Genomic DNA, 16,304 nt, shown 5'->3' on the forward strand with positions numbered 1-16,304 from the left:
TGGCGCACTTATCGGTTTTTTTATATCGTGTTATCTTTCATTCAATAAATGGAAATTTTGGGTTTTTAAATTCGGTTTTGGGTTTTACTCTACTCAATAATAATTTTCTTCTCACTCTCGACATACTTATAATTAAAATCATTCCGTAACTGAAGTACTTTTAAGATGTGTTCCACACCATCTGTAGTTCTAAATTTTCCAGTACACGAATAATTATGAGATACCGAATTATTGACGGATATCTGAACATCAAAGTATAACTCAAGCTTCTTCATAATTTCATTAAAAGACTCATCGTCAAAGCAAATGAGTCCTTCCTTCCAATTAAACTGCTTGTAATCTAATATTGGACCAATATTTAATTTGTCGTCAGACAAATAAATTCGTTCACTCGGCCTTATTTTCACACCTCTGTCTTCATTCGTTTTAAGCACTTCAACAGAGCCCTCCATCAACGAAGTTTCGAAGTATCCATTATCATCATAGGCTCGTACATTAAACTCGGTACCAAGCACTTTAACACTGTACTTTTTTGTTTTTACGAAGAATGGTCTTTCTGCATTCTTTGCTACATCAAAATAGCCTTCACCATCAAGAATAACCACGCGTTTGTCCGAATCAAAAGCTTCAGGAAAGGTCAATTTGGTTTTTGTATTTAACCAAACCTTAGTTCCATCAGCCAATGTAAGCTCTGCATGCTGTCCGACCGGAACTTCAATTGTGTGCATAGCCATTGAATCTTCTCCTCCGTTTTCCGGAGTGAAAAAGCGATATACACCAAAGGCAACTAACAAGACGGCAGCAACCTTAAGTACTTCGATAGAAATTCTCCGAACAGAAAAGGTCTTCTTTCTGGTAGCGGATGATTTTAAATCATGATGTACACTGTCTGAGTGGCACAGAGAAATATCATAAGCTTTTCGCAATGCCATTAATTCCTTTAAGTTATTTGGACTTTCGTCCAACCACTCAGCAATTAATATTTTTTCTTCTTCCGACACATCTCCTGCGATGTATCTGGCTAATAAATGATCATTCAAAACGTTCGTTTTCTATATTAAAATTAACAGGCCTTCCAAAGATTAAAATCTGGCTAATCAGATATAAGACGATTGCCATCTAAACATCACTAGTGGATTTTTTGTATTTTTTTAACATTTCACTAAAAAATAAATAACAGGCTTCATGCATTAACAGACACACCACTGATATGCTGCAACTTAAAACATTAAAAAAAATTACATCTCGTAGATAGAACTAGTGACAATATTGAACTAATAAAGAATCCTTTATTATTAGTTTGCAAAAACCACTTTAGATCTCGCGTTATCCGTTTCTCCACTTACCATTACAATATAAACTCCAGCATCAATGAAGTTACATTTGTTGATTTCAAGGTGTGGTGCATTTGTGAAATTTGATTGATAAACCCTTTTACCACTAAGGCTGGTAATAGAAACATCTACATTTTTATCACCAAATCCAGTAAGTTCTATTCCCATAGAATCAGAGGTTACCGGATTTGGATAAACCTTTATTGAGGCTTTATTGGAAGAACTTTTTTTTTGTAAATCCAGTCCTGTAGTTATACCACCAAACACCTGAAAACCATAAATTCTGGCGGCATCATCACTTCCAGAATTTGTAATATACAATCTGACATACCTTGCCGAAACCGGACTAATTTTTCGATCTGTTGTATTTAAGGTATTACCGGTAACAACATCAACATCAATCCAGCTATTTCCGTCTTTACGTTGAAGTTTAAAATCCTTTGTGATATATCCTGTATTTTCAATTCCTGCATGACGAATTCTCCATTCACAAATCTCCATTTCCTGTCCCAAATCAACTTCCAACCATTTAGCACCAGAATACACCTGACACCACTTCGTTTCATCATCACCATCACAGGCCAAGTCAGCTCTTTCATGATCGCCAGTTTGCCCGGAAGCAACAGCCGATTTTCCATTGGATAAATTATCACCACAATAAACCGGCACAACTGGTGGCCTTATTGAATCTTTTTTCTGAATATCTACTAATTCGGTCACAGGAAATGTATCATCATTTTCATTATCCGACAAACTTACTGCAAACAAGGCAAGCTCTTCGTCATCAGGCAAAACAAGTTCTCCCGCTGATTCTGGAATTTCAAGGCAATATTTAAACATGTATGTAAACACATAGGCTTCATCTTTATTTGAATCCCCGTTGTGCCTATGAGTACCTGTCCAAGCAATATTTTCCTTTTTGAAATAATTTGATCTGATGGTCGTATCCGGAGCCAAAATGCTGTATTGCGTTGCCTGACCAATATTGTTTGAATAGTATTCAACATTCACATCATAAGGTGTCCCATCAACATAAAAGCTAGCTTCAGAACCATCGGTATTTGACGATGCAGCTAACAAGTAAAGCTTTTTATATCCCTCGTGAGATGGAAGAGTAATTGTGCTACCATCACAACGGACAGCATTTTTAGCACCATCTTCTTTTGAGCCGATTTCAAAGTTTATTCCATCAACTTCAATGATTTCAGGAATCAATTCAGCGGCATAAGAATTTGTCTCAGAATCAAAATTTCCATCCTGCATATTTTCCTGAGTGGTTATCACATCCGCATTAAAATCCAACTCCACAGATTTAGAGTTTGGTGCTGACATCGTTTTCACTGGAGGCGCCAATTGCACGCTGTATGTTTTTGGCTGAAAGGCGGTCATATTAATTGTCAGAGTACTATCAGAAAAGTCGACTGAGCCTATCTCCTCCTCAATACCATTAAGCTCTTTTGCAGAAATAATTTTGCTGGCAAATTTAACTTTCACATTCGATGCAGTCTCACCTTGCGTTTCATAAAACCGAACGACATAATCATCATTGTTCTCAGCTCTTTTAAATGCTTTCAAGGCCACTTGGGGTGAATCAACCTTCACCATTGAAAAACTTTTTCCCAAATCTCCTTCATGCTTCGTTGTTGCAAAGGCAAGTAATGGCTGATTTAATTTTGATGCCTCCGTGGTCGAACCAGCTTCAAAGCAACTATTACTGTGCCCATAAACTGAAAAGGTGAATTTATTATTCCCCAAATCCTGACTTCCTTGATAGGTATATCGATCTGTAATTCCAGGTGTATGAATCAAACTCAAACGAAGTGTGTTATTTGATGGTTTATCCCATCCATACTTGCAATCATTTAAAATAGACACACCATACGAATCATCTGGGGCTGTGATATCGGCCCATTGCTGAGCGGGCACTTCGTATTGCTTGCTTGTATTATTTGGTCGCTTGATAGCACCAATGCCCAAATCATAAGTAGCCTCGGGATTACTAACCGCAAGAGGAAAAACAGCTTTTAACAACGTTTTCCCTGATTGCCAATCTACGTCATTTTCAAAATCAATACGGCTATTGGAACCAGAATTTGTCAACCGAATATATTGAATGAAAGTTGAACCTTCCTTTTCTCTCTTAATTTTCAGAGAGATCCGTACGGGTCCGTTTTCTACGATATTTATTTCCGGAGTTCCATCAATATATGATTTTGGATTACCATTTATCGTGGTGTAATAAATTTCCCATGAGGGCCAGGAAGTTGACATATTATAAAACAAAGCCAACCGAATTGGTGCTGCTAAAAGCTCTTTATTCCCATTCATTTTATCAATGATTGAACTTACATCACCATTCCCATCGATCATTACTTTGTAGACTGAATTCTCAAGCGTATTTTCCGTAATCTTCATATCATCACTCACCTCAGGAGCTGCGGATGATGGACGAACATCATATACCTCGTAGCCCAATGACTGGACTTTCGCGGTGAATATAAATTTTATGGAATTTTCATCCGATGAAATTACCTGAGCTGGTAGTTCTTTTCCATCCTTATCAAAGACACTTATGTAATCAGACTTTTCAGATAAAGGAAGTTCGACTTCCACAACATCTTCCCGATCAATCGCAAGCGGATTGTAAACAACAATTGGAGTTCCCTCAACTTGAGTGTCAAGTGAGCGAACTCCGGCACCAACAGCATTACTCAAAACATTAGAAAACATGTTCTGAACAATAACCTCGTCGTTCCAGGAGTATGTATATGCTTTTGGAACACTTGTTCCTGTCAAATCATCATGAAATTGATGCCATAGCAATTTTATCCAGGCATTATTCAATGTTTCGTATTGATACGACAATCCACCCATCCAATCAGCTATAACGGAACTTTTCTCAGCAGCATCTGCCAGCAGTTCATTTTTACGGTTCCACCTTTTCATCATCGTTTGTGAAGTGTAGCATCCGGTACCGTGCGTGGTCATCAGCAGTTCACCATCGTAAACAGGAAACTCCGGATTGCTTTCAGGGGAATATTTCTTAAACAGATAATCCGATGTGACACATTCTACATTTAATGGTCCATCACCAACCAAACTCTTTTCAAGCCAACTAACAGTCTCGCTGGTTGGAGCTCCTCCACGGTCTCCCACTCCAAAATAACGGAATGCATCATAATGCCCAGTCTGGTCACCAACTTCATTTGCCCAATTCATTAACTCACCATTGTAGCTTAAATCTTCAGAAAAGCCGTAAACATATGCACCGCCGGATGGCGCTGCCATGATCTTTGAACCATCAACGCCCTGCCATACTCCTAACTTGAATGGCGTGACAACTCCCCCCCAGCTTAGTTTTTGAGTAGAAAATCCGAGTAATCCGCAGTGCGCAGCTACTGTTGGTAAAGTGTAACCGAACCCAAAACAGTCAGGGAGAAAAATATCGTTACTTTTAACACCAAACTCCCGTTTATAAAAGGTTTGGCCAATTAAAATATTTCGGATTAACGATTCAGCAGATGGAACAATTACATCATTTGCATCCAATGAGCTACCACAAATATTCCATTGTCCACTTGCAACATAACCTTTTAATCTTTCATAAAGATCAGGATAGTATTCCTTTGCCCACATATATTTGATCGCACCTTCAAAATTGAATATGTAATTGGGATATTTCTCAAATAATGCAAAATTCTGGGTTAAGGTGTTTTTTACATACTCGTCGATAGTCGTTTCAACGGTCCAGTCCCATTGCGTATCAAGATGTGCATCTGCAACCATATACACCGTTTTAGTCTGTGCATAGCCACCAATGAAACAGACCACAAAAGAAAGAATTAACAGGGTTTTTAACTTGCTCATGATAATTAGGTAAGTTTAGATAATAATGAAAACCAGTCAGGAATAAAACGCCTTTAATGCTTTCATCACTAGTGGAAGTCTTATAATTTTTCACAAACAATTACTGACTCCTATTCCAACCAAACACCTAACATCCTGAACATAAGCAAAGTGCTGCAATGGATAAAAAAATCAAAAAAATTCAAATTTTGAATTCAGTTGAAAAATGATCGGTAAGAATCTAAATTAAGAAGGTAATAACTGGCAAGTATTCTTTCAATGAAACCCTTAATTGTTTCATTGACTGGGCAATATGATAATCCACACCTTTAACAGAAATCCCCAATTCTTTCGCAATTTCTTTATTCGACATATATTCGAATCTGCTCATTTCAAAAACGCGTCGGGTTTTTTCAGACATTTCGGACAATGTCTCGCGAATAATGGTTGTTATTTCGGAAGAGAAAATCGCTTCTGAATCAAAAGATTCCAGCATTGAAATACGAGTATCTAATTCACGGACGAGTTGTTCTTTTATCGAATTGTGAGCAACCATTTTGACTGCTTCGTGCTTCAGATGATCAAGAGAACTATTTCTTAGAATGGTAAATAAAAAAGGTTCTATTCGCTCCAAATCATCTTTCCTCAATCTTTTCCATAGCTTTATTAACGACTCAGAAACAATATCTTCCGCAATAAAATCATCATGCACATAAGATTTCACAAATAAGAACGACTTCTTATAGTATGTATTATAGACTTCAATAAATTTGTCAGCTGTATAAGATTCCATCTATACCCCCATCCTGAAACTTATTTTTACTTCCCTGTAAATCTTCTGCCCCCAAAAATGAAGAGCCAAAAGTAAAATTTTTCAGTCAAAAAGAACAATTCTGACAACTTATGTCTTCAAAATCAGGTCATTTTTCTTAAAAAATAAGATATGATTCACTAACCAATCAAGAATACATCTATACGAATTCTTCCAGATGATTTTTCACAAGTTTGTCTACTTGATAAATTACACTTTAGCAAATACACATACCTGTAGAGATAACTGAATTCATTTATTAAAAGAAGGCCGTCCTGCTTTTTAAATGCAGAAAACGGCTCAGAAATTTACCTATTAACATAAAACAGCTAAAAATGCATTAGATCAGTCAAAACTTGCCCCGGCAACCATTGAGATCCACCTATGCATGCGTTGTTTTTCGAGATAGAGGGTATCTAAACTAATTAAAAACCTGTTGCGTAGCGTCGTCACAAACGACAAGTACCCCTCATCATCAAAACAGAGACGGACTTAAAGTGATCTATGAGCGTACCATGACACCTAGTTTTTCAAGAAACTGAGCTTCGTCATCCAGAAAGATTAATCTGCCCAAACGGATTATCTCTGCTACTGTTTCATGAAGCTAATCAATTTTACCTTTCTATTTATCAAAAAACAGTAAAGTAAGCTTGCTTTTGGCATTTTAGAGGTCGCTCTGGACAAAAATATGTATGCTCAACATGTTTTTGAGGCCGCTCCGGCTATTTGAGGGGTCGCTCCTAGCAATTCTTATGTTGCTTAGCATAAAAATGGGGTCATTCTATGCAAATGGAGGTGTGCTTACGTGCAACACTCTTAAATTCTGAGGACAAACCATTAAGCTCTCACAAAGTGTGAGACTTTTATTAATCCTCTATCAAAACATTGCCATAAATCAGCCCCTGCACTCACATCAATTTGAAACCAGTATTGTCAAAACTAGGAATGGACAAAATTTTCAGCTTAAAGCTAAAATTCGGATAACAAATTCGCAACAGCAGAGAGATAATTCGTCCCTGCTCAATTAGGAAGTTGCTGCTCCCATCTATTTATAAAATATATTGCAACCAATTGGAAGCAACAGGTTCAATCGGATACCCGTGTTTAACTTTCTAGAATAAATGCATATCCACTGAAACATTATTTGCTTTAATGCTTCATAGGAACGAATGCTGTTTTCAACAGGAACCAAATCATCGTCTTCTGCATGTGTTAAAAACGTAAGTGGAGTATTTTCTGTAACCTGATTTTCATTAAAAAAGAGATTCACTAATTCAGCATCCGGGTTAACGCCTAGAAGTGCCTCGCGTGAACTACTGTGAGTTAATCCATTCTGCATAGAAACGACAGGATAAACAAGCACCATAAAATCAGGTCGCAGACTGGTTGCTTCTTTGTTTTCGATAAATTTTTTTGAAAAAACCTAATTTCTTCAAAGAGTCTATTAATTAACTTATTTATAAATACTGATTTATTGATGTCTAAAAAATCACTAATACATGATTAGTTTGGTAGCACATTATTAAAGTCCAAAGATATTTTCTTCAAAGCTTCTCGTGCATTAACATACTGATTTAAATCTCTTAGCGATATTACCTTATAGTGATTTTCATACAAGTATTGCATGTATTCCTTAAACAGTTCAGGAGATGTATTAACCCAGGGATGTTCAACATCAGGTACACCATGAATGGTCAGAACCACAATCTTACCATTTTTAGCTTCCTTTAAGGCTTTGTATATTTGTTCTTTATTATTGGTATTCATCGACCAACTGGGAATTAACAGCGGATTATCTGCCAAAGGATTATATGGTCGGTCTCCCCCAACTCGGGCAAATGAATATTCTTTTTCCATTAATATCTCCAATACCTGCTGACTCAGATCATAGGCTGGATAGGCAAAAGTAACAGGCTTCATTATATTCATAGAGTCACACTTTTTCTTAATATATTCTAACTGATCCAAAATTTGCTTTGAATTTAAACGAGATAAAAGTGGATGATTGCGAGTGTGATTTGCAATCTCAAATCCCATCTCATCAAGTTGCTTTATCTGTCTCCAATTCAAATATCTTGTGCTATCTTTAAAATTTGGAGGAAATTCACACACAAAAAATGTTGCTCCATATCCGTACTGTTTTAAAAAGGGAGCAACAATAGAATAATGGCTTGCAACAGCGTCATCAAAGGTAAGTACTACTAGCTTATCCGGGATTTTCTTTTTAAGAATTCTACAATTCCCATACATAGAAATTGATAAAAGTAGTATGATCAAAAATAAATTCTTCATGGAACTTTATAGGATTAATGCTCAAGCATAAAAGGCTCGCCATTATGTTTTCCCCGCTAAACGATTATTTACTCAACGGATGAATAATAAAGTAAAGGCGAAGTAGTGATATTTATACATTTTTAAAATATTTTATTGTACGTTTTTGGGCTCATTAAATCTTTTATAAAGAAATAAAGTCAGTCATATAAGCTATCTGTCTAATATCCGAATAACAAAAAGATAGGGCATCCTGTAATACCATGGGATAAAACAAGCAAAATCACACATGACATTGACCAACAGCCACATACGACTAATTAATATTCAATATTTTAAATTTTAGGGTTCAAACTGAATGAAAGAAAGACCTGGAAGTTAAATTAAACGTCTGTATTATTACATTAAAACTTTCGTGAGTTTTAATTACTATTTATGCGAGTATTGATTTTTGAAAAAGCCCCTAGTCCCAGAGAAATATTGAAATTTGACGGTACAATAAAAAAATGAAGAGGATGATATCTTCATTAATTTAGACATCAACCTCTCATTTATTATAAATTAATAGCCTGGATTTTGAAGCAAATTTTCGTTTGCATCAATTTGAGTCTGTGGTATTGGATAGAGTTCCAGTTTTTCTGAGTAAGTAGGAACAACATTATCTAAAAATTGGTCTGGAACCATCGCGGCAATCTCATCTTGTAACGTACCCCAGCGCCTAATATCGTATACAGTTGTAAACTCACCTGTAAGTTCCAATCTTCTTTCTAATCGCACTGCCGAACGCATATCTGTTGGTAAAGTCGCATAAATACTTGCACCTGCTCTATCCCTAATTCTGTTAATTAACGGAAGTGCTTGGGATTCTTGACCTATTTCTACTAAAGCTTCAGCCAAGCAAAGAACAACATCTGCATAGCGGAGCTCTATCACATCATTTTGATATCCCCATGGGCCAGCCCCGCTAATACGTGCAGTACGATCCAGCTTTCCGTATGCCCTTCCACACTTTACGGCAGCGTTACCAAATGCTTGATCTGTTCCTTTTATAATATATTGTTTGCGCGAAGTATTATATATTATACTATCTCCCGGGTTCGCACCATCTGAGCCAGATGCACCAGTAAATACATATCGATCTATCATGGTCACATCTCTTCGAGTATCACCTTGCTCAAACAAATTATAAAAATCGTCTGTTAATCCATAGAACGTCTGCTCATCGCCATTGACAAGTCCTCTTGGAAATAAAAAGAATGGGAAGATACTTCCATAAGTGTACGAAGAATTATAAAAATAGCCAAAAGAGAGAATTAATTCTTTGTTTCTTTCGTTGTCCAATGAAAAAATATCAAAAAAATTATCCTCTAACCCAAATCCGTATTTATCTTCATTAGCTGATCCATAAACTTCTTCCAACTTGTCAACTACTTTTTGAAAGTACTCAGTTTTGCTCAAAGGTTTGCCAGCCATCGTTAAATACACTTTACCTAACATCGCCTTTGCAGTACCCGCTGAAATTCTACCTAAATCAGGTCCAATCCATTTATCAGGAAGATGTGTTTCTGCAAATTCTAGGTCACCAACAATAAAATTATATGTTTCTTCAACGGAAGCTCTTGCTCCGTATATCAAATCAGTTTCGGCAAGAGAAGTAATATCCTTATTTATTATAGGAACACCTCCAAAATTTCTTACCAGAACAAAATATGCATATGCCCTTAAAAATTTTGCTTCAGCGATGTAAATATTTGCTACCGCTTCATCAGAAACTGCGTCATTAGCATTACTTATCACTGAATTAGCTCTTGAAATTGTGGAAAAAAGACCTGCCCATACCTGAGCTGCCCATCCGCTATTGGTTGGCGTTTGAGCAAATTTATAATAAGGAGTTATTAGGCCATCTCCAAAAATACCCATTGCGCAATATTTATTGCCTGATTCTGATATTAGAAACCGAGAGAAAGGTGCCCAAAAATTTGTTCCTGTATAACTTTGATAAACTCCGTATGTAGCTTTCAACAAATTGTCTTCGCTATCATATACACTTACTGCAGATAGCGAAGAGTATGGTTTTTCAACGAGATTTTCTTCACATGATTGCAAAAAAACTGTTGTAATAAATAATACAGCTAAATATGTTATTTTTAGTTTCATCATTTTAAATGTTAAGAGTTTCTAGAATGTCAGAGAAAGTCCAATAGTAAAATCACGATGTGTAGGATAGGTACCGTAGTCAATTCCTTGTTGCAAAAGTGACTGACCAAAACCACTTACATCAGGATTGGATCCCGAATATTTTGTAATAGTAAATATGTTGGTTCCCGATATAAATATTCTGGGATTCTTCAAAAACTTATAATCAGGTAAAGTGTAAGATAAAGTCACATATTTAAGTCTGACGTAACTACCGTCCTCAAGCATTGTTGAATTTATATCAGTAGCAGAAATCCCCTTTTGTGTCCCAGGATACAACGGATTATTGTGTTGGTTACTTAGGGTCCATCGATTATTATACCACTGCTCCGACTGATTAAAAACAACACCTGCCATGCTCAAAATACCACTATTGGTATAGAATCTTGTTAGATTAAGGACATCGTTACCTACTGATCCATTAACCAAGAAATTTAAATTGAACCGTTTCCATGTAATGTCATTTGACCACCCGAAGACAAAATCAGGAGACGACTTTCCAAGAATCTGACGGTCGAAAGAATTAATTTCTTCATCTCCATCTACATCCTCGAATTTCCATGTCCCCGGGATTTGGTATGAATTAGTGCCGCTAGGAAAAGCGTAAGTTGGTTTTCCTTCTGAATCAAAATCTCCTATTTGAGCAAGACCTATGACTTTATATCCATAAAATATACCTATTTCTTCTCCTGGTGTTAGAATTCCGGATACACCTGCTAATAAATTACCCCCAACCGAAACATAATCAGATGAAGTTTTATCTCCTAAATCCAACAAAATGGTTTTATTATGTGAAATATTCAGAGATGTGCTGTATTTAAAATCCCTCTTGTTAACTACTCTTGCTTGAATATTCAATTCAACTCCTTTATTTCGCATATTCCCATAATTGTCTATAATAGAACCGTAGCCGGACTGTTGTGGAAGTTGCCTTGACTGGAGTAAATTCTCCGTCGTTTTTATATAATAGTCGAAAGTAAGATCTACTCTATTATTGAAAAAACTTAAATCAAGTCCGGAATTCAACTGTTTAGTTCTTTCCCATGATAAATTTGAATTCCCAAGACTTGTTGGATAGAGACTTGTGACAACAGAACCTGAATTACCAATTTGATAGAATGCATAACCAAATTTAGCGAGTGATGAATAGGGTGAAATAGCCTGACTACCAGTCTCGCCATAGGAAATACGCACCTTTGTTCTGTCAAAAAATGAGTTAGATTTCATAAAATTCTCTTCTTGCATATTCCACGCCAATGCCACTGAAGGAAATAGTGCATATTTCTTATTTTCGGCAAATGCGGAGGCTCCATCGACTCTTATTGAAGAGTTTAAATTGTATTTTCCTTTATACGAATAATTTAATCGACCAAATGCCGATTGAATAATTCGATCTTCCTTATAGGATCCAATACTTTGATTTTTAGCACTTCCAATATTATTTATACCAAAATAAGGAATATCATATCCACTTGATGAAGTACTTAAGGTCTCTAATATTTGCTTATTATATTCTGCTCCAAGCGTTGCATTAACCTTATGTGATTCATTAAAATTCACATCATATATCAAATAGGAATTCAAATTAAAGCTAGTATTGTTGCTTAGCGAGTTACTACCTGATCCATTACTATTGTGTCCAATAGCTGTGCTGACCGGGAAATAAACCTGACGCCTTGATTGACTCTTTGAATTTCCAGCATTAACTGACAGTTTTAGGCCATCTGTAAGAGTAAACAGATTCTCAATATTAAAAGATAAAAAATCATTTTTTGTAATATCCGTTTTAGATTTAAGTTCATTATATGGATTTGCAAACCAATACCCGGAATAGTTTGGTATACCTGCATCATTTGGCCCTAAATAATCTAAAGCATTTACGGGAGTAGCCCTTAAAGCATCTAGAAAACTACCTCCATTGTCTGGCCATTCATGCGAACTGGTTATTGCTCTATTACTAGACTGTGTGACCGTATTGATCTGAAAATTTACGGTGTACCATTTTTTTACAACACTATTTACATTGGCTCTAACACTAGCTTTCTCGTTATCAGAATAAAGCAATACCCCCTTATCTTTCAAATAATTAGCCGAAATATAATATGCTGTTTTTTTGTTGCCTCCTGATGCACTCAGTGATATATCCTGCTTCATGCTTTGACGAGTGATTGCATCAATCCAATTAGTTGTATTCCTGAGCGTATCAAGATTTCCAAATGGTTCATTTTGCCCATTAAGTGAATATACTTCATTTGTTATTTCAGCATACTGTTTGCTATTCATCACAGAGAAGGGCTGTAACAGATTCCCAAAAGTTGTTTTATTTGTAAACTCAATTTTACTGTCCCCCAGCTTACCTTTCTTAGTGGTGATAAGAATTACTCCATTTGCTCCCCGAGAACCATAAATCGAAGTAGCCGATGCATCTTTTAACACCTCGACACTCTCTATATCAGCAGGATTTATACCATATAATCCATTAAGCTCACTCGAACCGCCAAATGAAGAGGAAGCTTCCCTGTACGAAGGCATAGGCATGCCATCAATTACGTAAAGAGGTTCGTTGCTTCCACTTAGTGAATTATTACCTCTAATTCGAACAACACTTGCAGCCCCAGGCTCTCCGGATGTTTCTACTACCTGAACTCCGGATATCCTGCCTTGTAAAGCTTGATCAACTGTATTTGCGGTTGTAGAACCTGCAATTTCATCAGACGAAATTTTTGAAATTGAAGAAGCTAATGCTCGCTTATTTTGCACACCATATCCAACAGCAACTACTTCTTCAAGACCAATAGCCTCTTCAGCCAAAACTACATTAATGTTGTTTTCCCCAGTTACAGGAATTTCCTGAACTTTCATACCAACAAATGAGAAAACTAATGTACCATCCTCAGGAACATTTGAAATACTATAGTTACCTTCAAAATCGGTAATTGTTCCATTGGTAGTACCTTTTTGGACTACAGTAACTCCCGGCAATGGCGCTCCTGTAGAGTCAGTTACTTTACCGGAAATGGACATTTGTTGTACCATAGCATCATTTTGTCCTATTTTCGGTGTAATTACAATATTCTTTCCCAAATACTTGTAAGAATATTCATCTCCCAAAAGCTGATCCAGAATCTGATTAACAGTCTTTTTTTCAAAGTTGACTGAATACTTTTTTGTTAGATCAAGTTGCTCGTTTTTAAAGAAAAAACCAACATTACTGGATTCTTCAATCTGCTGAAATATTTCCACTATTGTCGCTTTCTCGACTACCAGATCAATTTTTGTTGTCTGACTCACGGCATCCATTGCAACTGTTGCCAAAGAAATCAGAAGCAAACTAAATGTAAGTTTCATCATGCGTGTAATTTTTTCCAGATTATGCCGATGAAGGCATAAACCAAGTCGCTTTTTTTTCATAAATTTGAAAGTTAAAATTCAACAATTAAACTGTTTACCAGACAGTTTTTTAACATTTAAGTGCGTCCTGCAAGACGCACTTTTTTTATTTGTTTATATAGATTATTGCTTTTTCATTTTCACTGATACGATAGTTAATACCGGAAGTAATCGCAAACATTTCCATTAACTGCCCAACAGTCGTTGTTCGTTGAATAACACTTGTATAGATTTCTCCTGCCAACGCCTTATCTTCTATATTGATTTCAACATCGTACCAGCGCTCAATTTCTTTACAGATCTCTGTCAAAGATTTATTAATAAATACAAACTTATTTTCCTTCCATCCAGTAACTATTTCCGATTCAAGCTTTTCCAGCGAATAAGTTTTATCCAGCTGATTATAGCTAAATGTTTCATTTGGATTCAGTTTCTTTATTAATTTTCCAGCATGACTCAAAACGTCAATTTCACCATCCAACAAAGTAGCACGAAAGATGGAATTATCAGGATAGGCAGAAATATTAAAGGTTGTGCCAAGATCCCTTATTTGAAGTCCATTAATCTTCACTACAAATTCCCTTTTTTCATCATGGACAATATCGAAATATCCCTCTCCTTTTAATTCAGCTTCAACTGTGTTTTTAGACTCATGAATTATCAACCGGGTATTAGCATTCAATGTAATTTTCGAACCATCTTCTAAGACTATATTCGAAATGCTTGCGCTCTCAGAGTAAAATTCCTTGGTTGAAACACCAGATTTGACATCAATCAATTTACTAACCAGAAATCCGGTGACCAACGCGATGACAATGATTGCAGCATAACGCGCCCAAGTGTGCAGTAATCTTTTCGTCTTGGTTGTTGAACCAGAATTTGCTTTTTTCCAAAATTCATCGAAAAGTTGCTTTTTATCGAATTCGTGGTTAATTCCACTTTCAATCTTTTGGAGGTTCCAAAGATTCTTCAATTTTAAAAACTCTTTTTCTTCTTGCGGATTTTTTCCAAGATATCGGTAAAACTCCTCTTTTTCTTCTGATGAAGCCCTACCTGAAAGTATTTTATAATAATCAGTACTATCCATCTTTTTACCGTGTTTGTTAAATATTACCACATTCTTAGACTCAGATACCCTTTTCAGGTATTTACAAACTAAACACGCAACTGCAGCGGTACCCTATGAAAAAACTTAACTGTTTCTAATAATATCGGTAAGTAGGTATATGACAGGAAGATAATCTTTCAGATCGTTACGAAGAATTTTTAATGCTTTTGACATACGGGCTTCAACTGTCTTTTCGCTAATTTGAAGTCTTTCGGCTATTTCTCGATAGCGTAGCTCGTCATAACGAGATAGAATAAAAACTTCTTTTAACTCTTTTGGCAAGGAATCAATTGATTGATTTACTTTATCCAGCAACTCTTTAAACTCAAAATAATTATCTGTGACTAGTGAAAGAGACTCAGCTGCATAATGAAATTCCATTTCTCGTAACTGATTCAAATGCTTCCAGGCTGTTTTTTGATCCCTGAGATAATTAAGAGATCGGTTTTTAGTAAGCGTGTATAAATAATTTCGAATATTGGTATCTGATTTGAGCTCCCCTCGCACTTCCCAAAGTTTCATAAAGCTATCCTGAACGATTGTTTTAGCTTCCTCTTTATCTAAAATATATTGGAAACTCAAGGCAAACAGAACGTCAAAAAATTCAAAATAAATTTTCTCAAATGCCCAGTGATCGCCCTGCTTTAAGAGAGAGACCAGGTTTTCATTATTATCGTTTTTTGAAGCTTCCAATAAGTTTGTATTTGAAAGCATAAAGAAATAAAAAATTCACGGGAAATAAGAAATTAATAACTTATGCCAACTATTTGAAAGCACAATAATCAACCGGTGATCTGGGTATACCCGTCCTTACCAATGCAATCTGTGAATAATAACCCAAGAGCAAACTTACTGTAAGAAAAGCTTATTCTGATTCAAAAAGAGGGGCTTTATCAATGCCAATCGTGTCAACACGATAGCCATTGGCTCAAAAGTGATCACCCCAATAAATAAACATCCCAAAACCTAAATCTATAAATCATTCTTCTCGTTCAGGTAGATTTGAACTTTGCTGACCCTATAAATTTGCACTTAGAATTATGAGAAATAAAAATGGGATTAGCAGTTTCATAATCGGCTGTTTAGTTAGTTTATAACAAAAATAGACAAAATCGCTCCTTTAATATCCTGCATTATACTGTTTATTAAATCAATAAAAAAGAGGCCGTCTCAAAACAAGTTTTTGGGACGGTTTTTTTTTCTTTCTCATTTGGTTTTTTCCTGGTTCTATTTTTAGTTTTCCATTTATTTGGACCTTAATCGTCTTTTTGCAGAAAAAGCAAAGGTTCTTTCCAGCTTTTAAGCACCGATTTTTGCTAAATTGTGTGCCAAAGCAATCAAACCGGTC

Annotated in this window: 9 protein-coding genes; all 9 read right to left on the minus strand. The window is 36.0% G+C overall.

The genetic code is table 11. The annotated features are described in order from the left end of the window. Positions 1-89: 89 nt before the first annotated feature. Positions 90-1,040 (minus strand): FecR family protein, encoded by a 951-nt coding sequence (locus ACUNWD_RS09820; RefSeq protein WP_445587626.1) that lies wholly within the window; start codon positions 1,038-1,040, stop codon positions 90-92. 255 nt (positions 1,041-1,295) lie between these two features. Then, positions 1,296-5,201 carry a glycoside hydrolase family 38 N-terminal domain-containing protein gene (locus ACUNWD_RS09825; RefSeq protein WP_445587627.1) on the minus strand — a complete coding sequence of 1,302 codons (3,906 nt, stop codon included), beginning with the start codon at positions 5,199-5,201 and terminating at the stop codon, positions 1,296-1,298. A gap of 220 nt (positions 5,202-5,421) precedes the next feature. Continuing rightward, a complete protein-coding gene (locus tag ACUNWD_RS09830; RefSeq protein WP_445587628.1) occupies positions 5,422-5,973 on the minus strand; it encodes an RNA polymerase sigma-70 factor in 552 nt (183 codons plus the stop codon). A gap of 1,063 nt (positions 5,974-7,036) precedes the next feature. Then, the gene (locus ACUNWD_RS09835) at positions 7,037-7,357 is read right to left on the minus strand and encodes a hypothetical protein (protein ID WP_445587629.1); all 321 of its coding nucleotides are present in this window, start codon (positions 7,355-7,357) and stop codon (positions 7,037-7,039) included. A 137-nt stretch (positions 7,358-7,494) separates the two neighbouring features. After that, positions 7,495-8,283, minus strand: a complete 789-nt coding sequence (locus ACUNWD_RS09840; RefSeq protein WP_445587630.1) for a polysaccharide deacetylase family protein — start codon at positions 8,281-8,283, stop codon at positions 7,495-7,497. Positions 8,284-8,823: 540 nt separating this feature from the next. Beyond that, the gene (locus tag ACUNWD_RS09845; RefSeq protein ID WP_445587631.1) at positions 8,824-10,419 is read right to left on the minus strand and encodes a RagB/SusD family nutrient uptake outer membrane protein; all 1,596 of its coding nucleotides are present in this window, start codon (positions 10,417-10,419) and stop codon (positions 8,824-8,826) included. Positions 10,420-10,440: 21 nt separating this feature from the next. Continuing rightward, positions 10,441-13,869: a TonB-dependent receptor gene (locus tag ACUNWD_RS09850; protein WP_445587632.1), complete on the minus strand. Its 3,429-nt coding sequence runs from the start codon at positions 13,867-13,869 to the stop codon at positions 10,441-10,443. Positions 13,870-13,954: 85 nt separating this feature from the next. Continuing rightward, entirely contained in the window at positions 13,955-14,935 is a 981-nt protein-coding gene (locus tag ACUNWD_RS09855; protein WP_445587633.1) for a FecR family protein, read from the minus strand. 105 nt (positions 14,936-15,040) lie between these two features. Next, complete coding sequence (locus ACUNWD_RS09860; protein WP_445587634.1) at positions 15,041-15,670, minus strand: RNA polymerase sigma-70 factor; 630 nt, start codon at positions 15,668-15,670, stop codon at positions 15,041-15,043. Positions 15,671-16,304 lie beyond the last annotated feature (634 nt).

The organism is Sunxiuqinia sp. A32 (assembly GCF_052690465.1).